The 25,143-nt window shown below is 71.8% G+C and carries 23 protein-coding genes; 14 read left to right on the plus strand and 9 right to left on the minus strand.

The features are described 5' to 3' along the window. Positions 1–28: 28 nt before the first annotated feature. The gene (locus ACWCRJ_RS16960; protein WP_450940005.1) at positions 29–1,231 is read right to left on the minus strand and encodes an acetyl-CoA C-acetyltransferase; all 1,203 of its coding nucleotides are present in this window, start codon (positions 1,229–1,231) and stop codon (positions 29–31) included. Between the two features lie 152 nt (positions 1,232–1,383). Here ACWCRJ_RS16960 and mce point away from each other — a divergent pair, with 152 nt between their 5' ends. From mce to ACWCRJ_RS16995, 7 genes are all read left to right on the plus strand, one after another. Further along, positions 1,384–1,824 carry a methylmalonyl-CoA epimerase gene (mce, locus tag ACWCRJ_RS16965; protein WP_046914787.1) on the plus strand — a complete coding sequence of 147 codons (441 nt, stop codon included), beginning with the start codon at positions 1,384–1,386 and terminating at the stop codon, positions 1,822–1,824. Between the two features lie 277 nt (positions 1,825–2,101). Further along, positions 2,102–5,953: a polarized growth protein Scy gene (scy, locus tag ACWCRJ_RS16970; protein WP_450940006.1), complete on the plus strand. Its 3,852-nt coding sequence runs from the start codon at positions 2,102–2,104 to the stop codon at positions 5,951–5,953. A gap of 236 nt (positions 5,954–6,189) precedes the next feature. Continuing rightward, positions 6,190–7,128, plus strand: a complete 939-nt coding sequence (locus ACWCRJ_RS16975) for a coiled-coil domain-containing protein (RefSeq protein ID WP_013000631.1) — start codon at positions 6,190–6,192, stop codon at positions 7,126–7,128. 556 nt (positions 7,129–7,684) lie between these two features. Further along, complete coding sequence (locus ACWCRJ_RS16980) at positions 7,685–8,653, plus strand: ATP-binding cassette domain-containing protein (protein WP_450940007.1); 969 nt, start codon at positions 7,685–7,687, stop codon at positions 8,651–8,653. Positions 8,654–8,655: 2 nt separating this feature from the next. Continuing rightward, on the plus strand, positions 8,656–9,426 hold the full coding sequence (locus ACWCRJ_RS16985; RefSeq protein WP_450940008.1) for an ABC transporter permease: 771 nt from the start codon (positions 8,656–8,658) through the stop codon (positions 9,424–9,426). A gap of 210 nt (positions 9,427–9,636) precedes the next feature. Next, positions 9,637–10,905 (plus strand): ABC transporter ATP-binding protein, encoded by a 1,269-nt coding sequence (locus tag ACWCRJ_RS16990; protein ID WP_450940009.1) that lies wholly within the window; start codon positions 9,637–9,639, stop codon positions 10,903–10,905. Further along, positions 10,902–11,768, plus strand: coding sequence for an ABC transporter permease subunit (locus ACWCRJ_RS16995; protein WP_450940010.1), 867 nt, complete (start codon positions 10,902–10,904; stop codon positions 11,766–11,768). Before ACWCRJ_RS16990 ends, ACWCRJ_RS16995 begins: the two co-directional genes overlap by 4 nt. A 17-nt stretch (positions 11,769–11,785) precedes the next feature. Here ACWCRJ_RS16995 and ACWCRJ_RS17000 read toward each other — a convergent pair whose 3' ends face one another. Further along, positions 11,786–12,136 carry a hypothetical protein gene (locus tag ACWCRJ_RS17000; protein ID WP_005480199.1) on the minus strand — a complete coding sequence of 117 codons (351 nt, stop codon included), beginning with the start codon at positions 12,134–12,136 and terminating at the stop codon, positions 11,786–11,788. 221 nt (positions 12,137–12,357) lie between these two features. On the opposite strand from ACWCRJ_RS17000, the gene ACWCRJ_RS17005 reads away from it, so the two are divergent. Beyond that, entirely contained in the window at positions 12,358–13,386 is a 1,029-nt protein-coding gene (locus ACWCRJ_RS17005; RefSeq protein WP_450940011.1) for an LLM class flavin-dependent oxidoreductase, read from the plus strand. Between the two features lie 79 nt (positions 13,387–13,465). Here the strand turns inward: ACWCRJ_RS17005 and ACWCRJ_RS17010 are convergent, their stop codons facing one another. After that, positions 13,466–13,858: an SCO5389 family protein gene (locus ACWCRJ_RS17010; protein WP_005480204.1), complete on the minus strand. Its 393-nt coding sequence runs from the start codon at positions 13,856–13,858 to the stop codon at positions 13,466–13,468. A 394-nt stretch (positions 13,859–14,252) separates the two neighbouring features. Here ACWCRJ_RS17010 and nucS point away from each other — a divergent pair, with 394 nt between their 5' ends. Beyond that, a complete protein-coding gene (nucS, locus tag ACWCRJ_RS17015) occupies positions 14,253–14,924 on the plus strand; it encodes an endonuclease NucS (protein ID WP_046917293.1) in 672 nt (223 codons plus the stop codon). A 104-nt stretch (positions 14,925–15,028) separates the two neighbouring features. Here nucS and ACWCRJ_RS17020 read toward each other — a convergent pair whose 3' ends face one another. From ACWCRJ_RS17020 to ACWCRJ_RS17035, 4 genes are all read right to left on the minus strand, one after another. Beyond that, entirely contained in the window at positions 15,029–17,611 is a 2,583-nt protein-coding gene (locus ACWCRJ_RS17020) for an ATP-binding protein (protein WP_450940012.1), read from the minus strand. Positions 17,612–17,986: 375 nt separating this feature from the next. Beyond that, positions 17,987–18,310, minus strand: a complete 324-nt coding sequence (locus tag ACWCRJ_RS17025; RefSeq protein WP_033526497.1) for an STAS domain-containing protein — start codon at positions 18,308–18,310, stop codon at positions 17,987–17,989. Between the two features lie 184 nt (positions 18,311–18,494). Further along, complete coding sequence (locus ACWCRJ_RS17030; protein ID WP_046917269.1) at positions 18,495–19,343, minus strand: 3-hydroxyacyl-CoA dehydrogenase family protein; 849 nt, start codon at positions 19,341–19,343, stop codon at positions 18,495–18,497. A 129-nt stretch (positions 19,344–19,472) separates the two neighbouring features. Next, positions 19,473–20,114 carry a TetR/AcrR family transcriptional regulator gene (locus ACWCRJ_RS17035; RefSeq protein ID WP_450940013.1) on the minus strand — a complete coding sequence of 214 codons (642 nt, stop codon included), beginning with the start codon at positions 20,112–20,114 and terminating at the stop codon, positions 19,473–19,475. Positions 20,115–20,215: 101 nt separating this feature from the next. On the opposite strand from ACWCRJ_RS17035, the gene ACWCRJ_RS17040 reads away from it, so the two are divergent. Genes ACWCRJ_RS17040 through ACWCRJ_RS17050 form a run of 3 tightly spaced genes read left to right on the plus strand, consistent with a single transcriptional unit; the run spans position 20,216 to position 22,353 of the window. Then, positions 20,216–20,998 carry an ABC transporter ATP-binding protein gene (locus tag ACWCRJ_RS17040; RefSeq protein ID WP_450940014.1) on the plus strand — a complete coding sequence of 261 codons (783 nt, stop codon included), beginning with the start codon at positions 20,216–20,218 and terminating at the stop codon, positions 20,996–20,998. A gap of 19 nt (positions 20,999–21,017) precedes the next feature. Beyond that, a complete protein-coding gene (locus ACWCRJ_RS17045) occupies positions 21,018–21,767 on the plus strand; it encodes an ABC transporter permease (protein ID WP_450940015.1) in 750 nt (249 codons plus the stop codon). Between the two features lie 13 nt (positions 21,768–21,780). Further along, positions 21,781–22,353, plus strand: coding sequence for a cob(I)yrinic acid a,c-diamide adenosyltransferase (locus ACWCRJ_RS17050; RefSeq protein WP_450940016.1), 573 nt, complete (start codon positions 21,781–21,783; stop codon positions 22,351–22,353). A gap of 16 nt (positions 22,354–22,369) precedes the next feature. On the opposite strand, the gene ACWCRJ_RS17055 is transcribed toward ACWCRJ_RS17050, so the two are convergent. Beyond that, entirely contained in the window at positions 22,370–22,576 is a 207-nt protein-coding gene (locus ACWCRJ_RS17055) for a DUF5708 family protein (protein ID WP_450940017.1), read from the minus strand. Continuing rightward, a complete protein-coding gene (locus tag ACWCRJ_RS17060; protein WP_450940018.1) occupies positions 22,573–23,160 on the minus strand; it encodes a hypothetical protein in 588 nt (195 codons plus the stop codon). Before ACWCRJ_RS17060 ends, ACWCRJ_RS17055 begins: the two co-directional genes overlap by 4 nt. A gap of 152 nt (positions 23,161–23,312) precedes the next feature. Between ACWCRJ_RS17060 and ACWCRJ_RS17065 the strand changes: the two genes are divergently transcribed. After that, a complete protein-coding gene (locus ACWCRJ_RS17065; protein ID WP_450940019.1) occupies positions 23,313–24,500 on the plus strand; it encodes a sensor histidine kinase in 1,188 nt (395 codons plus the stop codon). Then, complete coding sequence (locus ACWCRJ_RS17070; RefSeq protein ID WP_450940020.1) at positions 24,497–25,138, plus strand: response regulator; 642 nt, start codon at positions 24,497–24,499, stop codon at positions 25,136–25,138. The genes ACWCRJ_RS17065 and ACWCRJ_RS17070 overlap by 4 nt, the downstream gene beginning before the upstream one ends. Positions 25,139–25,143: the final 5 nt, after the last annotated feature.

A 25,143-nucleotide genomic window follows, 5' to 3' on the forward strand; every position in this document is an offset into this window, starting at 1 on the left:
AGGAAGGCCGTACGTCGTGCACCAAGGTTCAGGCCTTGGGCACCCGCACGACCAGCGCGTCACCCTGCCCGCCGCCACCGCACAGCGCGGCCGCGCCGACACCGCCGCCGCGCCGCTTCAGCTCCAGGGCCAGGTGCAGGACGAGACGGGCGCCGGACATGCCGATGGGGTGCCCGAGGGCGATCGCCCCACCGTTGACGTTCACCTTTTCCGGGGAAACACCGAGGTCCTTCATTGACTGCACGGCGACCGCGGCGAAGGCCTCGTTGATCTCGATCAGGTCGAGATCGGCGACGTCCAGGCCGTCCTTCTTCAGGGCGTGCAGGATCGCGTTCGAGGGCTGCGACTGCAGGGAGTTGTCCGGGCCCGCGACGTTGCCGTGGGCGCCGATCTCGGCGAGCCACGTGAGGCCCAGCTCCTGCGCCTTCTCCTTGCTCATGACGACCACCGCCGCCGCGCCGTCGGAGATCTGCGAGGCCGACCCGGCCGTGATCGTGCCGTCCTTGGTGAAGGCGGGCCGCAGCCTGCCGAGGGACTCGGCGGTCGTCTCGCCGCGGATGCCCTCGTCCTGGCTGAAGACGACCGGCTCGCCCTTGCGCTGCGGGATCTCCACCGGCGTGATCTCCGCCTCGAAGAGGCCGTTCTTCTGGGCGGCGGCGGCCCGCTGGTGGGACAGGGCGGCGATCTCGTCCTGCTCGGGCCGCAGGATGCCGAGGCGCGTGTTGTGCTTCTCCGTGGACTCGCCCATGGCGATGTTCTCGAAGGAGTCCGTCAGCCCGTCGTGCGCCATCGCGTCGAGCATCTGGATCGCCCCGTACTTGTAGCCCTCACGGGACTTCGGGAGCAGGTGCGGGGCGTTCGTCATGGACTCCTGGCCGCCGGCCACGATCACGTCGAACTCGCCGGCGCGGATCAGCTGGTCGGCCAGGGCGATGGCGTCGAGGCCCGAGAGACAGACCTTGTTGATCGTGAGCGCGGGCACGTTCATGGGGATGCCCGCCTTGACGGCGGCCTGGCGCGCCGGGATCTGCCCCGCCCCGGCCTGGAGCACCTGGCCCATGATCACGTACTGCACCTGGTCGCCGCCGATGCCCGCGCGGTCCAGTGCGGCCTTGATCGCGAATCCGCCGAGGTCGGCTCCGGAGAAGGACTTCAGCGAACCGAGCAGTCGTCCCATGGGCGTACGGGCGCCCGCGACGATGACCGAGGTCCTGCCGTTCGTTCCAGTCATGAGGTGCGATCCCCTTCCAGCTTGCACAGCCGAGAAGTGAGTGAACGAGGGTTTACTTCGAATGTACTGAGTGGCACTCCGTGCCGTCACCGGGCTGTCGGTGTGATCGCGCGCACGTTGCGTAACCGGCGCGGGGGCGCTGCACTGACACCATGCTGACGCGAATCGACCACATCGGGATCGCCTGTTTCGACCTGGACAGGACCGTCGAGTTCTACCGGGCCACCTACGGCTTCGAGGTGTACCACTCCGAGGTCAACGAGGAGCAGGGCGTGCGCGAGGCCATGCTCAGGATCAACAGCACGGACGACGGCGGCGCCTCCTACCTGCAGCTCCTGGAGCCCACCCGCGAGGACTCCACCGTCGCGAAGTGGCTGGCCAAGAACGGCGAGGGGGTCCACCACATCGCCTTCGGCACGGCGGACGTCGACGGCGAGGCGGCCGCGATCAAGGACAAGGGCGTACGCGTCCTGTACGAGGAGCCGCGCATCGGTTCCATGGGGTCACGAATCACGTTTCTGCACCCCAAGGATTGCCACGGCGTACTGACAGAACTGGTCACTTCGGCGCCAGTTGAGTCACCTGAGCACTGACCCCCGTACATATGGGCCGGTAGGGTTGGGGTCGGCCGTCGCCTTCGAGGGGGACGGCCCGGGTCCCGCCGCCTTCCGACGAGCGGGATCCAAGGGCACCGCGGCGATCCATCAGCGGCTGTCCGAGGGCCGGGGTCCAGGTTTCGGGGGACGAGGGTGAGGGCGGCAGCCCGTGCTCCGCCGTTGATCTGACACCATTCCCCGGGGGGCACCGTTCGGCGGTTGGACGGAGCCCGTTTGCCAGAGGTTGCGACCAGGGGACGGATGGGACCGCGCAGTGCGGGGCTACGAACGCCAGGAGCGAGAGCCGGCGGCTGACGTCGACCACCTCTCTCGGTTCGAGGCCGAGATGGAGCGGCTGAAGACCGAGCGGGAAAAGGCGATCCAGCACGCCGAGGACCTCGGCTACCAGGTCGAGGTGCTGCGCGCCAAGCTGCACGAGGCGCGCCGCACCCTCATGTCCCGGCCCGCCTACGACACCGGGGGCGACCTCGGGTACCAGGCCGAGCAGATGCTCCGCCAGGCCCAGATGCAGGCCGACCAGCTGCGCACGGACGCCGAGCGCGAGCTGAGCCAGGCGCGGGCGCAGACCCAGCGGATCCTGCAGGAACACGCCGAGCAGGCCGCGCGGCTCCAGGCGGAGCTGCACCAGGAGGCCGTCACCCGCCGCCAGCAGCTCGACCAGGAGCTCTCCGAGCGCCGCCAGACGGTCGAGTCGCACGTCAACGAGAACGTGGCGTGGGCCGAGCAGCTGCGCGCCCGCAGCGAGGCCCAGGCCCGCAGGCTCGTCGACGAGTCCCGCGCGGAGGCCGAGCAGGCGCTGGCCGCCGCCCGCGCCGAGGCCGAGCGGCTCGCCACCGAGGCCCGCCAGCGGCTCCAGGGCGATGCCGAGGCCGCCCGCGGCGAGGCCGACCAGATCCTGCGCCGGGCCCGTGCCGAGGCGGAGCGGCTGCTGAACGCGGCCTCCACCCAGGCCCAGGAGGCCACCGAGCACGCCGAGCAGCTGCGCACCTCCACCGCCACCGAGTCGGACTCGGCCCGCCGCCAGGCCTCCGAGCTGAGCCGGACCGCCGAGCAGCGCATGGCGGAGGCCGAGACGGCCCTGCGCGAGGCTCGCGCCGAGGCCGAGAAGCTGGTCACGGAGGCGAAGGAGAGCGCGGCCAAGGCCGTCGCCGGCGCCGAGTCGACCAACGAGCAGCGCACGCGTACGGCCAAGGAGCAGGTCGCCCGGCTGGTCACGGAGGCCACGAAGGAGGCCGAGGCCACCAAGGCGGCCGCCGAGGAAGCCGTCGCGGACGCCAGGGCCCAGGCCGAGAAGATCGTCGCCGAGGCCTCCGAGAAGGCCCGCTCGATCACGGCGGAGGAGTCCGCCTCTCAGCTCGCCAAGACGGCCAAGACCGCCGAGGACGTGCTGAACAAGGCGTCCGAGGAGGCCAGGAGCACCACCAAGGCCGCCGTCGAGGAGGCCGAGCGCATCCGTTCGGAGGCCGAGGCCGAGGCCGACCGGCTGCGCGCCGAGGCCCACGACCTCGCCGAACAGCTCAAGGGCACGGCGAAGGACGACACCGAGGAGTACCGCGCCAAGACGGTCGAGCTGCAGGAGGAGGCGCGCCGGCTGCGCGGCGAGGCCGAGCAGCTGCGCTCCGACGCGGTCGCCGAGGGCGAGCGGATCCGCTCCGAGGCCCGGCGCGAGGCCGTCCAGCAGATCGAGGAGGCGGCCAAGACCGCCGAGGAGCTGCTCGCCAAGGCCCGCACGGACGCCGACGAACTGCGGCAGACGGCCACCGCGGACAGCGAGAAGGTCCGCACCGAGGCCATCGAACGCGCGTCCACGCTGCGCCGCCAGGCCGAGGAGACCCTGGAGCGCACCCGCAAGGAGGCCGAGCGCTACCGCGCCGAGGCCGCCGAGCAGACCGAGGAGCTGAAGGCCGAGGCCGAGCGCGCCGCCCGTGAGCTGCGCGAGGAGACCGAGCGAGGTGTCGAGGCCCGCAAGGCCGAGGCCGCCGAGGAGCTGACCCGGCTGCACACCGAGGCCGAGGGCCGTCTGGCCTCCGCCGAGGAGGCGCTCGCCGACGCCCGCGCCGAGGCCGAGCGGATCCGCCGCGAGGCGGGCGAGGAGAGCGACCGGCTGCGTTCCGAGGCCGCCGAGCGCATCCGTACGCTCCAGGCGCAGGCCGAGGCCGAGGCCGAGCGGCTGCGCGACGAGGCAGCGGCCGACGCGTCCGTGTCCCGCGCCGAGGGCGAGTCCGTCGCCGTACGGCTGCGCTCCGAGGCCGCGGCCGAGGCGGAGCGGCTGAAGTCCGAGGCGAAGGACACCGCCGACCGGGTACGGGCGGAGGCGCAGGCCGCGGCCGAGCGGCTCGCCACGGAGGCCTCGGAGACCCTGGCCGCCGCGCAGGAGGAGGCCGCCCGTCGCCGCCGCGAGGCCGAGGAGCTGCTCGGCGCGGCCCGGCAGGAGGCCGACCAGGAGCGCCGTCGGGCCCGCGAGCAGAGCGAGGAGCTGCTGGCCTCGGCGCGCACCCGCGTGGAGGAGGCCCAGACCGAGGCCGTACGGCTCGTCGAGGAGGCCGAGCGGCGCGCCGGCGAGATGGTGTCGGCGGCCGAGCAGCACGCCCAGCAGGTGCGGGAGTCGGTCGCCGGGCTGCACGAGCAGGCCCAGGAGGAGATCGCCGGGCTGCGCAACACCGCCGAGCACGTGGCGGACCGTATGCGCCGGGAGGCCGAGGAGGAGTCCGACCGGGTCCGCGCCGACGCCTACGCGGAGCGGGAGCGGGCCGCCGAGGACGCGGGCCGGGTCCGCCGGGAGGCCCGGGACGAGACGGACGCCGCCAAGGCGCTCGCCGAGCGCACGGTCGGCGAGGCCATCAGCGAGGCGGAGCGCATCCGTTCGGAGGCGTCCGAGCACGCCCAGCGGGTCCGGACGGAGGCCTCGGACGCCATCGCGCGGGCCGACCAGGACGCCTCACGCACCCGTGCGGAGGCCCGCGACGACGCCAACCGCATGCGGTCGGACGCGGCCACCCAGGCCGACACCCTCATCACCGAGGTCACGGCCGAGGCGGAGCGGCTGACGCGGGAGACCAACGAGGAGGCCGAGCGCGTCCGGGCCGAGTCCGTGGCCAAGGCCGACCGGCTGGTCGGCGAGGCCACCGACGAGGCCGAGCGGCTGCGGGCCGAGGCCGCCGCGACGGTGGGCTCCGCGCAAGCGCACGCCGAGCGGGTACGGGCCGACGCCGAGCGGGCGCGGGCCGAGGCGGAGGCGGAGGCCGACCGGCTCATGGCGCACGCCCGCGAGGAGGCCGACAACACGCTCGACGCGGCCCGCAAGGACGCCAACAAGCGGCGCTCCGAGGCCGCCGAGCAGGTCGACACGCTCATCACCGAGACGGCGGCCGAGGCCGACAAGCTGCTCGCCGAGGCGCAGTCGCAGGCCCTGAAGACCACCGCGGACGCCGAGGGGCAGGCCGACTCCATGGTCGGCGCGGCCCGCAAGGAGGCCGACCGGCTGGTCGCCGAGGCGACCGTCGAGGGCAACTCCACGGTGGAGAAGGCCCGCACGGACGCCGACGAGCTGCTGGTCGGGGCGCGCCGGGACGCGACCGCCATAAGGGAGCGGGCCGAGGAGCTGCGGGACCGCATCACCACCGAGATCGAGGCGCTGCACACGCGGGCCCGCCGCGAGGCCGCCGAGACGATGAAATCGACCGGCGACCGCTGTGACGCGCTCATCAAAGCGGCCGAGGAGCAGTTGGAGAAGGCGACGTCGAAGGCCAAGGAGATCGTTTCCGAGGCCAACTCCGAGGCGGGGAAGGTCCGTATCGCCGCGGTGAAGAAGGCCGAGGGTCTCCTGAAGGAGGCCGAGCAGAAGAAGTCCACGCTCATCCGCGAGGCCGAGGAGCTGAAGGCCGAGGCGATCCGCGAGGCGCGCCGCACGGTCGAGGAGGGCAAGCGCGAGCTGGAGGTGCTGGTCCGGCGCCGCGAGGACATCAATGCGGAGATCTCCCGTGTCCAGGACGTCCTGGTGGCGTTGGAGTCTTTTGAGGCCCCGTCGGGCGGCAAGGACGGTGGAGTCAAGACGGGTGCCACGGCGGGTGCGACCCGTTCGGGTGGCAAGTCGTCAGACGGCTAGCGGTACCGGGGCGTTGCGGGTATGTTCCCGCCCCGCCTCGGCGCTACGGACACCTATTCGTGCCCGTTCTGTGCTTGCCAAGGCGGTTATGCAAAGTTTCTGGCAAGTATTCCGATGGTCGGCCACCCAAAAGGGGCGTCATTCTCCAGATCAAACGTGCATCTGCTCGATGACACGCCGCTTCGCCCCCTAGGATTCCACCTATCACCTCACCGGTCTCATTCGACAGGAACCCCATGAGCGACACTTCCCCCTACGGCTTCGAGCTTGTGCGGCGTGGATACGACCGCGCTCAGGTGGACGAACGTATCTCCAAGCTCGTCTCCGACCGTGACTCCGCTCTCGCCCGCATCACCGCTCTGGAGAAGCGCATCGAGGAGCTCCACCTCGAGACGCAGAACGCCCAGGCCGCGGTGACCGACGCCGAGCCGTCCTACGCCGGTCTCGGCGCGCGCGTCGAGAAGATCCTCCGCCTCGCCGAGGAGGAGGCGAAGGACCTGCGCGAGGAGGCCCGCCGCGCCGCCGAGCAGCACCGCGAGCTCGCCGAGTCGGCGGCCCAGCAGGTGCGCAACGACGCGGAGTCCTTCTCCGCGGAGCGCAAGGCCAAGGCCGAGGACGAGGGCGTCCGGATCGTCGAGAAGGCCAAGAGCGACGCTTCGCAGCTGCGTGCCGAGGCGCAGAAGGACGCTCAGTCCAAGCGCGAGGAGGCGGACGCCCTCTTCGAGGAGACCCGCGCCAAGGCCGCGCAGGCCGCCGCCGACTTCGAGACGAACCTCGCCAAGCGCCGCGAGCAGTCCGAGCGGGACCTGGCGTCGCGGCAGCAGAAGGCGGAGAAGCGTCTCGCCGAGATCGAGCACCGTGCGGAGCAGCTCCGCCTGGAGGCCGAGAAGCTGCGCACCGACGCCGAGCGCCGTGCCCGCCAGACGGTGGAGACCGCGCAGCGTCAGGCCGAGGACATCGTCGCGGACGCGAACGCCAAGGCCGACCGGATCCGTTCGGAATCCGAGCGCGAGCTGGCGGCGCTCACCAACCGCCGCGACTCGATCAACGCCCAGCTGACGAACGTGCGCGAGATGCTGGCGACCCTCACGGGTGCGGCCGTCGCCGCGGCCGGCACGCCGGTCACCGACGACGAGCCGATCTCGCGTGGGGTGCCGGCGCAGCAGTCCCGGTAACACCTTCGCCTGTCGGCAGCGGCCGGACGAGGCAACGGACCCGCGTCTCCCCTCCGGGGGCGGCGCGGGTTCTTGGTGTCCCGGCGGCGGAGACCTGCACCTCTGCCTCCCGGCGCGTAGGGCTGCGCCTATGCGCTCGGGGGCTTCTGTTGGGTCGCGGGTGACCGATGTGGGTGGCTGAGCGCGCAGTTCCTCGCGCCCCTGGGGGGGAGGCCGGGGCCGGGTTTTCGGTGAACGGGGCCGTCGCTGCGCCCACCGGCTCGGGGGCTTCTGGCGTGTCGCGGGTGACTGATGTGGGTGGCTGAGCGCGCAGTTCCTCGCGCCCCTGGGGGGAGGCTGGGGCCGGGTTTTCGGTGAACGGGGACGTCGCTGCGCCCACCGGCTCGGGGGCTTCTGGCGTGTCGCGGCTGACGGCCTGGTGTGGCTGGGCGCGCAGTTCCTCGCGCCCCTGGGGGCGGGGCGGCAGAGTCGGTGGGCCTTGCAGCCCCTGGGGGCCGGGCGGTGGCCGGCAGGTGTTCCGGTGGCAGGCCTTCGGGGGCCGTCCTAGCGTGGCCGCATGATCGAGATCGGCGGGCTGACCAAGCGGTACGGCGAGAAGGTGGCGGTGAACAATCTGACCTTCGCCGTGCGGCCCGGGATCGTGACCGGGTTCCTCGGGCCGAACGGGGCCGGGAAGTCGACGACGATGCGGATGATCCTGGGGCTCGACCGGCCCACCGCGGGGGACGTACGGATCGACGGCACGCACTACGCCGGCCTGCGGGACCCGCTCACCCGCATCGGCGCGCTGCTGGACGCCAAGGCTGTGCACGGGGGCCGCAGCGCCTTCAACCACCTGCTCTGTCTCGCCCAGAGCAACGGGATCCCCCGGGCACGGGTGCACGAGGTGCTGGACACGGTCGGGCTCACCACGGTCGCGCGGCAGAAGGCCAAGGGGTTCTCCCTCGGGATGGGGCAGCGGCTCGGGATCGCCGGCGCGCTGCTCGGCGACCCCCGCATCCTGATGTTCGACGAACCGGTCAACGGCCTCGACCCCGAGGGCATCCACTGGATCCGGAACCTGATGAAGTCCCTCGCGGCACAGGGCCGGACCGTCTTCGTGTCGTCGCACCTGATGAGCGAGATGGCGCTGACCGCCGACCACCTCGTCGTCATCGGGCAGGGCCGGCTGCTCGCCGACACCTCGATGGCGGAGTTCATCCGGCAGAACTCACGCTCGTACGTACGCGTTCGCACACCTCAGCGAGAGCGGCTGCTCGACGTGCTGCACGCGGTCGGCCTGATGGTCGTGGAGACGGGCAGCGGGGCGCTGGAGGTGGACGGCGGGAAACCGGAGGCGATCGGCGAGCTGGCCGCCCAGCACCAGATCGTGCTGCACGAGCTGAGCCCCCAACAGGCCTCGCTGGAGGAGGCGTTCATGCAGCTGACGGCCGAGTCGGTGGAGTATCACGCGCACGACGGCACCCCGGCGCGGAGCCCGGCCCCCGTCGCCGACTGGGGCGGTACCTGGAAGCGGGAGGGCTGACCATGGCCGCCACCCAGGTGGTCCGCTCGGAGTGGACCAAGATCCGGTCGGTGGCGTCCACGGTGTGGACGCTGTCACTGGCCGGGGTCGTCACGATCGCCCTCGGCGTGCTGATCTCGCTGCTGTCGAAGAACGAGTTCGACCATCTGAGCCGCCGGGACAGGCTGTCGTTCGACCCGACGTTCATCAGCTTCGCGGGGATGACCCTCGGACAGCTGGCGATGATCGTGTTCGGGGTGCTGGTCGTGTCGAACGAGTACAGCACCGGCATGATCCGGACCTCACTGGCCGCCGTCCCGCAGCGCGGCACCTTCCTCTTCGGCAAGATCGCGGTGGCCACCGCCCTCGCCTTCGCGGTGGGGCTCGTGACCAGCTTCGTGACCTTCTTCCTGGGGCAGGCGATGCTCGGTTCGCACCGTGCCGAGATCGGTGATCCGGGCGTCCTGCGCGCGGTCTTCGGCGGCGGGCTCTACATGACCCTCATCGCCATGTTCTCCATGGGCGTCGCGGCGATGCTGCGCAGCCCGATGCTGTCGCTCGGCATCCTGATGCCGTTCTTCTTCCTGATCTCCAACATCCTCGGCAACGTCGGCGCCACCGAGAAGGTCGGCCGGTACCTGCCCGACCAGGCCGGCAGCAAGATCATGCAGGTCGTCACACCCCTGGACGACGACACGCCGTACGGCCCGTGGGGCGGTCTCGCCATCATGGCGCTGTGGGTGGCCGCGGCCCTGCTCGGCGGGTATCTGATGCTGAGGCGACGGGACGCGTGAGCGTCGCGCACCGGCCGTCCCCCTGTGACCAGCGGCCTGACAAGCGGCCTGGCCAGCGGTTACGTACATGCCAAGTCGCTGCCGCGGTGACCTGCGAGGTTTTACTCCCTCTTGGGCGGAACCGTCAACGCCCCGATAAGCTCCTCATCCATACGGGGGCGTGCGCCCCGACGTCCTCGGACGTCCTGAACCGTTCGATGGGTGCATAGCATGATCGAGGCAGTCGGCCTGACGAAGCGCTACGGCGCCAAGACGGCCGTGTACAACCTTTCCTTCCAGGTGCGGCCGGGGGCCGTCACCGGTTTCCTGGGGCCCAACGGCTCCGGCAAGTCGACGACGATGCGCATGATCCTGGGCCTGGACAACCCCACCTCCGGGCAGGTGACGATCGGCGGCTATCCGTACCGCAAACTGCCGAACGCGGCCCGACAGGTCGGCGCCCTCCTCGACGCCAAGGCGGTGCACGGCGGCCGGCACGCCCGGAACCACCTGCTGTCCCTGGCCCAGCTGTCCGGCATCCCGGCCCGCCGGGTGGACGAGGTGCTCGGTGTCGTCGGCCTCCAGGACGTGGCCAAGAAGCGTTCCAAGGGCTTCTCCCTCGGCATGGGCCAGCGGCTCGGCATCGCCGCCGCCCTGCTCGGCGACCCGCAGGTGCTCCTCTTCGACGAGCCGGTCAACGGCCTCGACCCCGAGGGCATCCTCTGGGTCCGCAACCTGATGAAGGCGCTGGCCGCCGAGGGCCGTACGGTCTTCGTCTCCTCGCACCTCATGAGCGAGATGGCGCTGACCGCCGACCATCTCATCGTGATCGGGCGCGGACAACTGCTCTCCGACATGAGCATCAAGGACTTCATCTCGGCCAACTCCGCCGACTTCGCGCGGGTCCGGACGCCGGACGCCGAGCCGCAGCAGCGCGAGAAGCTGACGTCCGCGCTGACCGAGGCGGGCGGCCAGGTGCTGCCCGAGCAGGACGGGGCGCTGCGGGTCATGGGTCTGCCGCTCCCCCGCATCAGCGATCTCGCGCACGGCGCCGACGTACGCCTGTGGGAGCTGTCGCCGCACCAGGCGTCGCTGGAGGAGGCGTACATGCGGATGACGCAGGGCGCCGTCGACTACCGCTCGACGACCGACCAGAAGGCCGGCCTCCAGCAGCCCCTGCCGCCCGGCGCGCAGCCGCCGATGCCGGTGCCCGGGCAGGGCCAGCCGGGCTGGTACGTCCCGCCGGCGCCCCAGAACGGCCAGCCGTACGCGCCGCAGGGCCAGCCCGTGGCGCCCGGGCAGCAGGGCATGCCGCCTGCCGGTCCCTACGGGGCTCCGGCGCCCGGCGCCCCGGCTCCGGCCCCCGGCCAGTCCCCGCCCAACCCGTACGCCCAGGCCGCGCCCCAGGCCCCCGCGCAGCCCGCCGCCGCGCCGGCCCCGGCACCGGCCGCCTCCGCCGCGCCCGCCGCCGACCTGACGAAGTCCGAGGACGCCCGATGAGCACGCCCCAGCCGCCCCTCACACAAGCGCCGCCCGCCCCCCAGTGGCAGGGCGCGCCGGGCACGTCGTACACCTCGCCGATCCCGGTGGTGCGTACCCACCTCGGGCACGCGATCTCCTCCGAGTGGACGAAGATCAAGTCGGTCCGCTCGACGATCTGGACGCTCGGCGTCTTCGTCGTCCTGGTCATCGGCCTGGGTCTGCTCTTCGCCCTGATCGCCTCCTCCACGGACATGAACCTGGAGGGCGAGTCCCCGCTGGGCCTCGGTCTGTTCGGACTGATGATCGGCAGCGTCTGCATCCTCACGCTCGGAGTGCTGACCACCGCCTCCGAGTACGGCACGGGCATGATCCGGACCACGATGACCGCGTGCCCGAACCGCGGCCGGGTCCTGGCCGCGAAGGCGATCGTGTTCTTCGCGCTCACGTTCACGGTCACTCTGGTCACCACCGCGTTCGTCGGTTTCGCCCAGGTGGCGATCCTGGAGGGCAACGGCGCGACGAACCCCGACGGCCAGGAGTGGTTCAAGGCCACCGTCGGCGTGAGCCTGTTCCTCGCGCTGTTCGGGCTGCTGGCGCTGCTGATGGGCTCGCTGATCCGGCACTCCGCGGGCGCGATCACCCTCATGCTCGGCGTCTTCCTCGCCCCGCTGGTCATCGCCATCTTCATGTTCTCGGAGTCGCTGAAGGAGGTCCAGGAGTTCCTGCTGGAGTACTCGATCCCGAGCCAGCTGAGCGTCTTCTACGGCGCGGAGCTCAGCCAGTCCGGTCCGTCCGGCTGGGAGCCCCTGTGGATCATGCTCGCGCTGACGGGGGCGGCGTTCGTCGGCGCCTACGCGCTGCTGGAGCAGCGGGACGTGTGACCGGGGACCGAGGGGTGTCAGAACCTCGGCGCGTTACGGGACCGCTGCACCCGCGAGGTGCGGCGGTCCTTCGCGTTCCAGCACGCCTTGTGCCAGTGCCGACGCTCGTCGACGCCCGAGTGCTCGGGCCAGGCGACGACGTGCGGCACCCCGGAGGGGATCATCTGGTCGCAGCCTGGGCAGCGGTAGGTCTTGCCCGCCGCGCTCGCGCCCGCCACATGACGCACGCTCCACTCCTCGCCCCGCCAGGGCTCGCTGGTCTGCCAGCCGCCGTAGCGGTCCGACCGGTCGTCCTCCGCGCTGCGGCCTGACGGACCCGACGGACCCGACGAACCCTGGTCCTTGGGGCGGTTGCGACGCGGGGACACGGGACACCTCACGGGGCTATACAGGGAGCAGGATTGGTGTCCAGCCTACGCGGGCCCGGCAGGGGTACGCGTACGTCACCAAACCCCCCAGATCGCCCTCCGCTCGGCCCATTCTGCAGACAATCGGCAAATCTCGCCGCCAGGCCGTGACTTCGGCACGTGTCACACGGTTATGCCGGTGGGGGAGCTCCCGATTCGGAGCCGAGGAAGCAGGAAGAGCGATGCACGTAGGAACATTTGTACTGGGCGCCCAGTTCCCCGGCCAGGGCCAGGGGGAGGCGCTCCACCGGGCGGTGCGGACCGCGGAGGTGGCCGAGGAGGCCGGGCTGGACGCGGTCTGGCTGGCCGAGCACCACTTCGTGCCGTACGGCACCTGCCCGTCGGCGATCACCCTCGCCGCGCTGCTGCTGGGCCGCACCCGGCGCATCCGGGTCGGCACGGCGGTCAGCGTGCTGCCCACCGTCCATCCCGTGGCCCTCGGCGAGCAGGCCGCCCTGCTGCATGTGACGTCCGGCGGACGCTTCTCCCTGGGCGTCGGGCGCGGCGGTCCGTGGGTCGACCTGGAGGTGTTCGGCGCCGGACTGGCGGCCTACGAGAAGGGGTTCCCGGAGTCACTCGATCTGCTCATGCGCTGGCTGCGCGAGCCGTCGGTGTCGGCGTCGGGGGAACGATTCAGCTTCCGCGAGGTCCCGGTCGTCCCGAGGCCCGCCGAGGACCTGGACGAGACGCCCGGCCCGGAGGTCGTCGTCGCCTGCACCTCGCCGACGAGCGTACGGCTGGCCGCCGAGCGGGGGCTGTCCATGCTCCTCGGGATGCACGTCGGGGACGAGGAGAAGTCCGAGATGGTCGCCCTGTGGCGCAAGCACGCCCGGGCGGCGGGCCGTTCACCGGAGGAGATCTCCGGCGCGGCCCATGTCTCGGCCGGCGTCTGCCAGATCGCGGACCGGCGCACCGACGCCGTGGAGGCGCTCACCAAGGCGATGCCGGGCTGGCTGAAGCAGGGCCTCGACGCCCATGTGACCGTCGACGGCCGCGCCCGCGCCATGCGGGACCCGTTGGCGTACACCGAACTGCTCTGCGGGCTGCACCCGGTGGGGACCCCCCGGCTGTGCGCCGACCGCCTCGCGGCCACCAGCGAGCGGACGGGCATCTCCCGCTTCGCCCTGCTCGTCGAGGGCTCCGGCGATCTGGCGGCGACGGAGGAGAACGTACGACGACTCGGTGCCGAGGTGCTGCCTCACCTCGGCTGAGCCACTACGGGGAGCTTGCCGCCCCGGTCACTGATGCACCTCCCGCGGTTGGAGCGGCAAGCCGTGCTGCGTCACGACCTCAGCAGTCCCTGAGTTCCGGGGACTGGTTGAGGAGTTGGCCGCGGATCGAGGTGAAGCGGGCCAGCCTGTCGTCCACGGACGGGTCCAGAGGGAACACCGCCACACGGTGGCAGTTCTGGAAGGCCAGCCGTACACCGAAGTGCCGCTGCAGCGCGCCGCGAATCGCGTCGCTGGCGAGCGCGCGCAGCAGTTGTCCGCGTGCCTGCTCGTCCGGCGGGGGCGTCTGGTTGTCGGCGAACTCTCCGCCGTCGACCTTCAGCTGGGCCACCAGAGAGCTGATCATCTCCCACGCGTAGGGCAGGGAGGTCCGGACGCAGTCGACGAAGGCGGCTTCGTCGACCTCGCCTCGCTCGGCCTGTTCGAGTAGGGCCGGTGAGACGTCGAGCGACATGGGTTCTCCTCTCGCACCCCCACAACAACGGGGGTTGACGGACAAGGGCGGAGGGCGCACGCCGAACACGCAGAGTGCATGGTTCGCGACCTCCAGTTTCTACGGTAAGGAACCGAACGGGGCCGCACCAGGAGATTGCGCGCACCGACACGGCGCGAGACGCACACAATCAGCCAATGCCGAACAGGAGTTGACAGAGGCACATGCCGGAGGACGACGGAAGCCCACGTGAGGGGGCTGACGAACGTGACGGAGGGCGACAGCGACCGCACGGGATCGGCCTGGCAGTCGAACGGGCCGGTGCCGGACGCGCCGACGGCGGGGTGACCTCGGGCCGAGCCCTCACGACGGTCGAATCGCGCGCACCCGTCGGCGTCGAGTAGCGTTGCCGACCATGCGTCTCGTCATTGCCCGCTGCTCCGTCGACTACGCGGGCCGGCTCACCGCCCATCTCCCCTCGGCCCCCCGTCTGATCCTCGTGAAGGCGGACGGCAGCGTGTCGATCCACGCGGACGACCGGGCCTACAAGCCCCTCAACTGGATGTCGCCGCCCTGCACGCTGAAGGAGGGGTCGGGGGACGAACAGGGCGTCTGGACCGTCGTCAACAAGGCGGGCGAGAAGCTCATCATCACGATGGAGGAGGTCCTCCACGACTCCTCGCACGAACTGGGCGTCGACCCGGGCCTGATCAAGGACGGCGTCGAGGCGCACCTCCAGGAACTCCTCGCCGACCGCATCGACACCCTCGGCGAGGGCTACACGCTCATCCGCCGCGAGTACATGACGGCCATCGGCCCCGTCGACATCCTGTGCCGGGACGCCGACGGCGCGACCGTGGCAGTCGAGATCAAGCGGCGCGGCGAGATCGACGGGGTGGAGCAACTCACCCGCTACCTGGAACTGTTGAACCGCGACCCGCATCTCGCGCCGGTCCGCGGCATCTTCGCCGCCCAGGAGATCAAGCCCCAGGCCCGCGTCCTCGCCACCGACCGCGGCATCGGCTGCGCGGTCCTCGACTACGACGCCCTGCGCGGCATCGAGGACGACAAGCTGCGGCTGTTCTGAGCGTCTTCGAGGAACACGCGGGAGGGCCGGGTCCGGTGGACGGACCCGGCCCTCCCGCGTCGGACGAGGCCGTGAACGAGCCGTCGAACGGACGGCACGGAAGCTCAGGCGGGCGTCCCGGCCCGTGAGTCGGTGGTGGTCACCGGGGTGCCCGCGGCGCCGGTGGACTCGACGGCCCGCCCGGAGGTCGGCGCGCTGGCGCTGTTGGTGTCGTCCGGCGGCGGCGGATCCTGGCTCCCGCCACCGGTCGGCGTCGGGGTGGGCGTGGGAGTCGGGGTCGGGGTGGGTGTCGGGGTCGGCGTGGGCGAGCCGGACTCGTCCTCGGACTCCGACGGCGTCGGCTTCGGCGACGACTTCGTCGGGGACGGCGTCGGCTTGCCCGTCGGCCCCTCCGTATCGCTCGGGTCGTCCGACGGGTCCGCGCTGTCCGTGGGCGTCGGGTCGTCCGACGTGCCGTACGCGCCGTCGGGGCCCGGATCGGTCGGCTCGGGCACGGCACCCGGGGCGTCCCCGTCCTCGCCCGTCTTGGGGCGGTCCGCGACGAGCCCGCCGTCGTCGACGCCCGCGCTGGCGGAGGGGTTGACGCCGACCCTCTCCGCCGGGGTGTCGCCGCCCCGGTCGGAGGTCGCGCCGAGAATCACCACGGTGCCCAGGACGGCGGCGAGCAGGGCCCCCGCGCCCGTGGCGACCAGGTTGCGCCGGGCGCCGCCCACGAGGCTCCTGAAGCCGTCGAACCTGAGCGCGGGCGAGGCGCCGCCGGACCGGTGCGTGACGAGCGTGCTGTCGTGGGCCGGGGCGTTCGACGACGGTCCACCGCCGCCGATCGCCGCTGCCGCCCCCGTCGCCCCCGCGCCGACCACGCCGAAGCCCGTCGGCCCGTAGGCGGACGGCACGCCCCCGGGCGGTGAGGCCGACTCCTCGTGCCGGGCTCCCGGCACCTCCTCCCCCGCCGCCGTACGCCCGCCGGGCGGGGTCGCCCCGGAGCGGTCGGCGACCAGGGCGAGTGCCCGGCGGCCTGCGACGGTGCCGCGCTTGTCCGCGAGGACGTTGCGCAGCCCGATGGAGGCCTCCAGCTCGGCCCGGGCGCGCTCCAGCTGCCCGCAGCAGAGCGCGAGGACACCCAGCTCGTGATGGAAGTAGGCCTGTTCGCCGGTCTCGTCGGCGAGGGCCGCCGCTTCGGCGCCGGCCCGCAGCGCCCGCTCCCAGGCGCTCCAGCGCTGCCCCGCCGCGAACGCGGGCGCGGCCTGCCGGGCCAGCACCAGGGCGGCGCTCTCGTCGCCCTCGCCGGGCGGGGTCGTGCCCGGGACGAGCGCGGTGAGGGCGGCCAGTACGGCGTCCGCCTCGGCCGAGACCCGCTCGGGGGTGACCGAGGGGTGCCCGGCCCACCAGGCGTAGTGCTGGGCGGCGGCGCCGGCGCGTGTCTCGGCGTCCTCGGCGTACCCGGCGGCCTCCAGCTGGGTGCGCACCCCGGCGGCGAGCCGATAGCGGGTACCGACAGGTGTCACCAGGGCGCAGCCGACCAGCTCGCCGAGGGCCGCGTCGGCGTGGGTGTCGCCCACGAGCGCGGGCAGGTGCGCCTGGTGCGGGATCTCCCCGCCGAGGGCGACCGCGAACCTGAGGGTCTCGCGGGCCGAGGCGCCCAGCCGGGAGGCGAGCAGTGCGGCGGGCGCGGCTCCCTCGGCGAGCGACGGCAGGGGGACGTCGTGCTCGCCCGCGGCTTCGTAGGGGGCGTCGACGGGCGGCGCGTCCTGGAAGACCCCGAACTCGTCGACGGCGTCCTCGCCGGCCCGCTGCCGGTCCCGCTGCCTGAGCAGCGCCCCGGCCTGGGTGAAGCGCAGCGGCAGTCCCTCGGACTCGAACCAGAGGTCGCCGGCCCAGTTCGACTCGTCGTCGGTGAGCGCCCGCCCGACGGCGCGCTCCAGGAGCTGCTCGCTGCCGGCCCGGTCGAGACCGCCGAGGACGATCTCCTCCAGGGGCGCGTCGGGGGACGGCAGGGGGATGTCGGGGGTGGCGGCGATGAGGAAGGCGCACTCGGGGGTCGCGTCGAGCAGCTCGTCGAGCGCGATGCCGCCGAACTCCAGGTCGTCCAGGACGACGACCGCGCCGATGTCCCGCACGATGTCGATGATCTGCTGCCGGGCGGGCCGGAACAGGGATGTGCTGTACACGGCTGCGAACAGTTCGTACAGCAGGTCGTCGACCGTGCGCCGGAAACCGCTCAGCCGGACGACGCCGTCGGGGGCCAGGTCCGCGCAGTCCTCGGCGACCGTGTCGAGGAGGGTGGTGCGACCGGAGCCGGGGGATCCGGTCAGGCGGACGGAGCGGCCGCGGGCGAGGAGCCGTACGAGCCGGTCTCTCTCCTCGTCGCGCTGGAGCAGGGGGAGCCGGGGCAGCGAGGGGCCCGGGGGCACCGGCGGACGGGCGGCGCGGTCGAGTGCGGCGCGGTCGTCCGGCGTGTGCTTCACGGGCCGACCAGGCAGTTCAGCCGGTGGGCAGGTCTCTATCTCGCTGCCGTCGACGGGGTTGACGGTGAGCAGGAAGTCGCCCGAGACGAGCTGGACGGTGCGGGCGAGTGCCGGAGCGTGCCGGTCGAAGTCCTGCGTCAGCGCGTCCCGTGGTGGACGCTTGCTCTGCGCCTGTCCGTCGTCGTGGCCGTACTCTTCGGGTCCCCGGTTGTTCGGGTCCATCGGTTCAAGCCCCCCAAAAGCGTCTCGTGTGCTGGAGCCCCTCCCGGCCTTGCCGCACACCGCGCTGTCGCTTCTGGTCCGGAACCCGCGCGAGGGTAGCTGGCAGCGGGCAGCCGAACCCTAAACCTTTGCACAGTATCTCCGACAGTCCGGGGTCCCGCGCCGTCCGAGACATCACGGTCTCGTGAGGATTGCGCGTGTGGTGCGTTTCGCCCTCATGGTCCTCATGGCCCCCATGGCCCCTGGTCTCCACAGCCCTCGGGGTCCATGACGACGGAAGGGGTCATACCGACCGAAGGGCCGTACCGACCGGTGGGTCATGCCGACCGGGTGTCCCGCACACACCGAGGCATACGTAGAGATCCGCACACGCGTTCAGACTCTGGGCAACGACTCCAGACCGATACCGCCCTCGATCGCCAGGATGCGGTGCAGCCGGGTGGCCACGAGCAGCCGCTGCATCTGCGGTGGCACGTCGCGCAGCACCAGCCGCCGTCCGCACCGTCCCGCCCGCCGGTGGGCTCCCATGATCACCCCGAGTCCGGTGGCGTCCCAGGAGTCCAGCTCTGACAGGTCGAGCACCAGGTCGCCGGCTCCGTCGTCGACGGCCGAGTGCAGGACCGTACGGGCGTCCGCCGCGCTGCGTACGTCGAGGCGGCCCCCGACGACCAGCTCGGCGTGGTCGCCCCTGATGTACATAAGCGCTCCCCGTGAGTGCGTCTCGTACTCCGTGATGTGGGTGATGCAACGTCTGACGGCGTTTGACACCGTCAGGTTGCCGTCTGTGAGCGAACCGATACCGAATTCACCTCAAGGGGTGAGGCCGGAGAGGCTCATGCGTTCACATGCGTGGGAAGAGCCGCCCGTGACGCGTGGATCGGCGTCAGTAGGTGTAGAAGCCCTGCCCGCTCTTGCGTCCGATGTCACCGGCGTCCACCATCCGGCGCATCAGCTCCGGAGGGGCGAACTTCTCGTCCTGGGACTCGGTGTAGATGTTGCTCGTGGCGTGCAGCAGGATGTCGACGCCCGTCAGGTCGGCGGTGGCCAGCGGCCCCATCGCGTGGCCGAAGCCCAGCTTGCAGGCGAGGTCGATGTCCTCGGCGGTGGCGACGCCCGACTCGTACAGCTTCGCGGCCTCCACGACGAGGGCGGAGATGAGACGGGTCGTCACGAAGCCCGCGACGTCACGGTTGACGACGATGCAGGTCTTGCCGACCGACTCGGCGAACTCCCGCGCGGTGGCGAGCGTCTCGTCGCTCGTCTTGTAGCCGCGCACCAGTTCGCACAGCTGCATCATCGGCACCGGCGAGAAGAAGTGGACGCCGACGACGCGCTCGGGGCGCTCGGTGGCCGCCGCGATCTTGGTGATCGGGATCGCGGAGGTGTTGGAGGCGAGCACGGTGTCCTCGCGGACGACCTTGTCGAGCGCCCGGAAGATCTCGTGCTTCACCTCCAGCTTCTCGAAGACCGCCTCGACGACGATGTCCGCGTCGGCCGCCGCGTCGAGGTCCGTGGTGGCGGTGATCCGGCCCAGCGCCGCCTCGGCGTCCTCGGCGGCCAACTTGCCCTTGCTCACGAACTTGTCGTACGACGCCGTGATGCCGCCGATGCCACGGTTCAGCGCCTCGTCGGTGACGTCGCGCAGGACGACGTCCCAGCCCGCCTGCGCGGACACCTGGGCGATGCCGGACCCCATGAGCCCGGCTCCGATGACGGCGAGCTTCCGTGCCACTGTGCGACTCCCCTGGTACGCGCTGTCGATGGGTTACCTCTCCGGCGGACACTAGCGCTCGTGAGGGGTCGTGTGACCGCTTAGTAACGCGAGTCACGTCTCAAGGGGCGGACGTCACACCGGCAGCACTCACTCGGAGGGTCGTACGGCGTAGTTGAGCACCTTCTCGCTCAACAGGCCCTCCATCCCGTCCAGGAGAAGAAGTACCTCTCGGGATACTTCGCCCGGATTGCGCCCGGCGAGCATCTCACGTCCGATGACGGCCATCACCGTCTGGTGGACCCAGTTGATCTGACCCGCGATCAGGGTGGGCGTCGAGTCGCCGGGGGCCGCGCCGGTCTCCTCCCGCAGGGCCGCCTCCAGGTTGTCCTGGACCTCCTGCTGGATGCTCCACAGCCGGGACCGCAGGGCGGGCGCCTCGTGGATGGCCCGCATGAAGCGGTCGTAGCCCTCCATCAGGCCCACGCGCGGCGAGACCGCCTCGACCTCGGCGCGCAGTTCGCGCAGGACGGCGGCGACGGCCGACTCGCCCCGGTCGCGGGCGCGCACCCAGCGGGCGAGGCGTTCGACGATGCCCGCACTGCGGTCGAAGAAGAGGTCCTCCTTCGCCGGGAAGTAGTTGTAGACCGTGTTCACGGAGACGTCGGCCGCCTCGGCCACCTCCGCGATGGTGACGGTCACGAAGCCGTGCTCCAGGAACAGCCCGGTGGCGATGTCCGAGATCCGCTGCCGCGTCTCGCGCTTCTTGCGCTCCCTGAGCCCCTCTGCCATGGCCACATCGTAGGTCGCCGCGCCGGCCGACGGGGCTTCCATGGGGTCTCCCAAAATTTGGGGCCATTGCAAAATTTGGGGGACTCTGTTTTTCTGGGGTCATGCCCATCATCAGTACGGCCGGCCTGGCCCACACCTTCCGCACGAAGCGCGGTCCCCTGGAAGCAGTGCGCGGAATCGACCTCACCGTCCGGCCCGGCGAGATCCTCGGGTTCCTCGGACCGAACGGCGCGGGAAAGACGACGTTCCTGCGGATGCTCACGACCCTGCTCCCGCCGACCGGCGGCGCGGCCACGGTCGCCGGCCACGACCTGGCGACCGACCCGGCAGGGGTGCGCAGGGCCTGCGGCTACGTGGCCCAGTCGGGCGGGGTGGACCCGCAGATCACCGTGCGGGAGGAGCTGGTCACCCAGGGACGGCTCTACCGCCTGCCGAGAAGCCGGGCCGTGGAGCGCGCCGAGGAGCTGGCCCGCGAGCTGGACCTGACCGAACTGCTCGACCGCAAGTGCGCCGCCCTCTCCGGCGGGCAGCGGCGCCGCCTCGACATCGCGATGGCGCTCACCCACCGCCCCCGGGTCCTCTTCCTGGACGAGCCGACGACCGGACTCGACCCCGGCAGCCGCGCCGGTCTCTGGGAGCTGGTCCGCCGGCTGCGCGACGAGCACGGCACCACCGTCTTCCTGACGACCCACTACCTCGACGAGGCGGACGCCCTCGCCGACCGGATCGTCGTCGTCGACCACGGGCGGGTCGTGGCGGACGACACCCCGAGCGCGCTCAAACTGCGGCACGGCGGCTCGGCCGACGCCACGCTCCAGGACGCCTTCCTGGCCATCACCGGGCGCGGGCCCTCCCCCGCCGACACCACCCCCGTAGCCGTCTAGAACCGGTCCGAGGACTTCGATGCTTCTTCACGACACCGCGCTGATCTTCGGGCGATACGCCCGCCAGACCCTGCGCTCCCGCTTCGCGATGCTGTTCGGCGTGCTGATGCCGCTGCTGTATCTGCTCTTCTTCGGCCCCCTGCTCACCGGCGTCCCGCTCGGCTCGCGGGGCAGTTCCTGGCAGGTGCTGGTGCCGGGCCTGCTGCTTCAACTGAGCCTGTTCGGAGCCTCGTTCGCGGGCTTCATGGTAATCCTCGAAAAGCAGACGGGGGTGATCGAGCGGATGCGGGTCACCCCGGCGAGCCGGCTCGCCCTGCTGCTGGGCCGGGTGCTGCGCGACGCGGCGGTCTTCGTGTTCCAGGCGGTCCTGCTCGTCCTCGCGGCCCTGCTCATGGGCCTGCGCGCACCACTCGCGGGCGTCCTGATCGGCTTCGCCTTCGTGGCCCTGCTGACGGTCTCGCTCGCCTCGCTGTCGTACGCGCTCGCCATGAAGGCGCGCTCCCAGCACGAGTTCGGCCCGGCGGTGAACGCCCTCACCATGCCGTCGATGCTGCTGTCGGGCCTGATGCTGCCGATGTCCCTGGCGCCCGGCTGGCTCGACGTCCTCTCCCACCTGGTCCCGTTCCGCTACCTGGTGGACGCCGTGCGCGACGCGTACGTCGGCGCCTACACCACCCCGGCCATGCTGTACGGCGTCCTCATCGCCGTCGGTCTCGCGGGGCTCGCCGTGACGGTGGGCACACGTGTCTTCCGGACGGCCGGGGCGTAACTACGCTGGTCGCATGGTCAATCTGACGCGCATCTACACCAGGACCGGCGACAAGGGCACCACCAACCTCGGCGACATGAGCCGGGTGCCCAAGACCGATCCGCGGATCTCGGCGTACGCGGACGCCAACGAGGCCAACGCGGCCCTCGGGACGGCGATCGCGCTGGGCGGGCTGGACGAGGAGATCGTCAAGGTCCTCACCCGCGTCCAGAACGACCTGTTCGACGTGGGGGCCGACCTCTCCACGCCCGTCGCCGAGAACCCCGAGTTCCCGCCGCTGCGCGTCGAGCAGTTCTACGTCGACAAGCTGGAGGCGGACTGCGACCACTTCAACGAGCGGCTGGAGAAGCTCCGCTCCTTCATCCTGCCCGGCGGCACCCCCGGAGCGGCCCTGCTGCACCAGGCCTGCACGGTGGTCCGGCGCGCCGAGCGCTCGACCTGGGCGGCCCTGGAGGCCCACGGCGAGGACATGAACCCCCTCACCGCGACCTACCTCAACCGCCTCTCCGACCTCCTGTTCATCCTCGCGAGGACGGCGAACAAGGAGGTCGGGGACGTGCTGTGGGTGCCGGGCGGGGATCGGTAGCCGCCGCACCGGGGTGCTAGGGCCCTTCCGCGCGGCGGGCCCGCTGGAAGAGGCCCGTCGCGACGAGGACGCCACCCACGCACATCATCACCACTCCTACCTTGGTCAGGGTGACGACCGGCACCTCCACCCCGTCCGTGAACAGCCACAGCACCAGGCCGATCACGAACGTGCCGGCCCCTTCCCAGACGTTCCTCGACGCCCCGACCGCCGTCCCGCTCATCGCCCGGCCCTCTCCTTCGCGACGGTGACCCGGTCCTCGCCCTCCGCGGCGCCCGGGTCCTTCTTCGGCCAGATCGTGTAGGTGAGGGCGACCAGGAGGTGGATGCCCGCGGCCCGGAGCGCGACCCACTGGAACGACCTCAGCGAATCGACGTTCCCGTCGTCGCCGACGTACCGGACGGCCAGTTGGAGGAATGCCAGCGCCACCCCGGCCGCCACCACCGTCCGCGTCCACAGCTTCCCCTCGTGCCGGGCGCGGGCCAGGCCGTACTTCGGCGGTGGCGGCGGCTTGGGCCCACCGCCCAGCCGGTGCGCCGCCCAGGCGTCCAGCCGGCGGATCATGTAGTGGCCGTACCCCACGGTGAAGCCGATGTAGAGGGCCGCGACCCCGTGCTCCCAGCTCGGCTCGGCCCCGTTCTTCAGGTCGATCGCGGTCACGACGAAGAGCACCAGTTCCAGGACGGGCTCGCAGAGCAGCAGCACGACACTGGTCCGGCGCCTGTTCAGCAGGTAGCGGACGGCCAGGGCCAGCGCCAGCAGCACCCAGAAGCCGACCTCACAGGCGATGATCAACGCGACGATCACGACTCGCTCCTCTCGGTCACCCTTCCAGGCTCCCGGCGGGTGGCCGCCGACGCGTCGTCGGCGGTGACGAAGTCGCGGTACATCGAAAGATGCAGTCCAGGACCGTTCGCGGGGATCAGGCGCCGGGCACCCGTGACGTGTTGGATGGAGTCATGGCCGTACGACCGCCCCGCCCGCACCGCTTCGACCTGTACGCGGCCCTCGCCGGACTGCTCGGAGGCCTGCTGCTGTGGGGGCTGGGCCTCTACACCCGCCCCGCCGACGAGGGGATCGTGCTGCTCCACGGCCAGTGGTGGATCCTGCTGCCGCTCGTCGTGACCGCCGGCTGCGAGACGCTGCGCCGCACCATGCCGCGCACGGCCCTGCTGGTCGGATGGGCCGCGCTGACCGTGGACACCATCACCCGGGGCAGTCTGCTCACCGTGCTGATGTTCACCGATCTGGTGTACTCGGCCGTGCTGTACGGCTCACCCGCCACGGCCCGCCGGGTCCCCTGGATCGCCGGACTGATGACCGTGGCCGCCACGGTCGTCCCCGTCGCCGTGTGGCGTCGGCCGGAAGCACTGCTCATCGGGGTGGTGGTCGGGCTGGTCGGCTTCACCCCCGCCGCCACCGGCTGGATCGTCCGCAACCACCGCGACGCCGCCGAGGCCGCCCGGCTTCGCGCCGAACAGACGGCCCTGCTGGCCGAGATGGACCGCACCCAGGCGGTGGTGTCCGAACGGGCGCGCATGGCACGGGAGTTGCACGACCTGGTCGCCAACCACCTCTCGGCGATCGCGATCCACTCCACGGCCGCGCTCTCCATAGACGACCCGGACACCTCACAGAAGGCCCTCGGGGTCATCCGTGAGAACAGCGTCGAGGGCCTGGCCGAGATGCGCAGACTGATCGGCATCCTGCGGGACGCCGGCGACGACACCGAGCCGTCCGCCGCGCCCACGCTCGACGGGCTCGGCTCCCTCGTCGACGGCGCCCGCACCAACGGCCTCGACGTCACCCTCGACGCCGACCACGACGCCACCCTCCCGGCCCCCGTCGAACTGGCGGCGTACCGCATCGTCCAGGAATCGCTGACCAACGCCCTCAAGCACGCCTGCCCCGGCCGGGTCACCGTCGCGCTGCGCCAGGCGGACGGCACCCTCGACATCGCCGTGACCAGCCCGTACGGCGACCGCGACCGCCCGAGCGCGCCCGGTTCCGGCGCCGGTCTGGTCGGTATGCGGGAGCGGGTCGCCCTGCTGGGCGGCACGTTCGAGGCGGGCCCCGAGAGCATGGCCCACGGCAAGGTCTGGAGCGTCCGTGCCGCCCTCCCCGTCGTCGAAGGAGAACCCGCGTGATCCGTGTGCTCGTCGCCGAGGACCAGTCCGCCGTACGGGCCGGACTGGTCCTCATCCTGCGCAGCGCGCCGGACATCGAGGTGGTCGGTGAGGCGGTGGACGGCGAGCGGGCGGTGGCGCTCGCCCGGGAGCTGCGGCCCGACCTGGTGCTGATGGACGTGCAGATGCCGAGGCTGGACGGGGTGTCAGCGACCCGGCAGGTGGTCGCCGAGGGGCTGGCCGATGTGCTGGTGCTCACCACGTTCGACCTCGACGAGTACGTCTTCGGGGCGCTGCGGGCCGGTGCCGCCGGCTTCCTGCTGAAGAACACGGAGGCGAGGGACCTCATCGAGGCGGTCCGGGCGGTGGGGCGCGGCGAGGGTCTGCTCGCCCCGGCCGTCACCCGGCGGCTGATCGCCGAGTTCGCCGCCAAGCCCGTACGCGAGCCCGCCGTCGATCCGTCCGTCCTGGACTCGCTCACCCGGCGTGAGCGGGAGGTCCTGTCCTGTCTGGGCGAAGGGCTGTCGAACGCGGAGATCGCCGGGCGGCTGGACATGGCCGAGGCGACGGCGAAGACGCACGTCAGCCGTCTGCTGGGGAAGCTCGACCTGCGCAGCCGGGTGCAGGCCGCGGTGCTGGCGCAGGAGTTGGGGGTCTGATCTCA

The sequence above is a fragment of the Streptomyces sp. NPDC002324 genome, assembly GCF_053593335.1.

Excerpts from the sequence above, each read along its gene's own strand:
- ACWCRJ_RS16960 (WP_450940005.1), bottom strand. The coding sequence starts at position 1,231 with ATGACTGGAACGAACGGCAGGACCTCGGTCATCGTCGCGGGCGCCCGT.
- mce (WP_046914787.1), top strand. The coding sequence starts at position 1,384 with ATGCTGACGCGAATCGACCACATCGGGATCGCCTGTTTCGACCTGGAC.
- ACWCRJ_RS16975 (WP_013000631.1), top strand. The coding sequence starts at position 6,190 with ATGAGCGACACTTCCCCCTACGGCTTCGAGCTTGTGCGGCGTGGATAC.
- ACWCRJ_RS16980 (WP_450940007.1), top strand. The coding sequence starts at position 7,685 with ATGATCGAGATCGGCGGGCTGACCAAGCGGTACGGCGAGAAGGTGGCG.
- ACWCRJ_RS16985 (WP_450940008.1), top strand. The coding sequence starts at position 8,656 with ATGGCCGCCACCCAGGTGGTCCGCTCGGAGTGGACCAAGATCCGGTCG.
- ACWCRJ_RS16990 (WP_450940009.1), top strand. The coding sequence starts at position 9,637 with ATGATCGAGGCAGTCGGCCTGACGAAGCGCTACGGCGCCAAGACGGCC.
- ACWCRJ_RS16995 (WP_450940010.1), top strand. The coding sequence starts at position 10,902 with ATGAGCACGCCCCAGCCGCCCCTCACACAAGCGCCGCCCGCCCCCCAG.
- ACWCRJ_RS17005 (WP_450940011.1), top strand. The coding sequence starts at position 12,358 with ATGCACGTAGGAACATTTGTACTGGGCGCCCAGTTCCCCGGCCAGGGC.
- ACWCRJ_RS17010 (WP_005480204.1), bottom strand. The coding sequence starts at position 13,858 with ATGTCGCTCGACGTCTCACCGGCCCTACTCGAACAGGCCGAGCGAGGC.
- nucS (WP_046917293.1), top strand. The coding sequence starts at position 14,253 with ATGCGTCTCGTCATTGCCCGCTGCTCCGTCGACTACGCGGGCCGGCTC.
- ACWCRJ_RS17020 (WP_450940012.1), bottom strand. The coding sequence starts at position 17,611 with ATGGACCCGAACAACCGGGGACCCGAAGAGTACGGCCACGACGACGGA.
- ACWCRJ_RS17025 (WP_033526497.1), bottom strand. The coding sequence starts at position 18,310 with ATGTACATCAGGGGCGACCACGCCGAGCTGGTCGTCGGGGGCCGCCTC.
- ACWCRJ_RS17035 (WP_450940013.1), bottom strand. The coding sequence starts at position 20,114 with ATGGCAGAGGGGCTCAGGGAGCGCAAGAAGCGCGAGACGCGGCAGCGG.
- ACWCRJ_RS17040 (WP_450940014.1), top strand. The coding sequence starts at position 20,216 with ATGCCCATCATCAGTACGGCCGGCCTGGCCCACACCTTCCGCACGAAG.
- ACWCRJ_RS17045 (WP_450940015.1), top strand. The coding sequence starts at position 21,018 with ATGCTTCTTCACGACACCGCGCTGATCTTCGGGCGATACGCCCGCCAG.
- ACWCRJ_RS17050 (WP_450940016.1), top strand. The coding sequence starts at position 21,781 with ATGGTCAATCTGACGCGCATCTACACCAGGACCGGCGACAAGGGCACC.
- ACWCRJ_RS17055 (WP_450940017.1), bottom strand. The coding sequence starts at position 22,576 with ATGAGCGGGACGGCGGTCGGGGCGTCGAGGAACGTCTGGGAAGGGGCC.
- ACWCRJ_RS17065 (WP_450940019.1), top strand. The coding sequence starts at position 23,313 with ATGGCCGTACGACCGCCCCGCCCGCACCGCTTCGACCTGTACGCGGCC.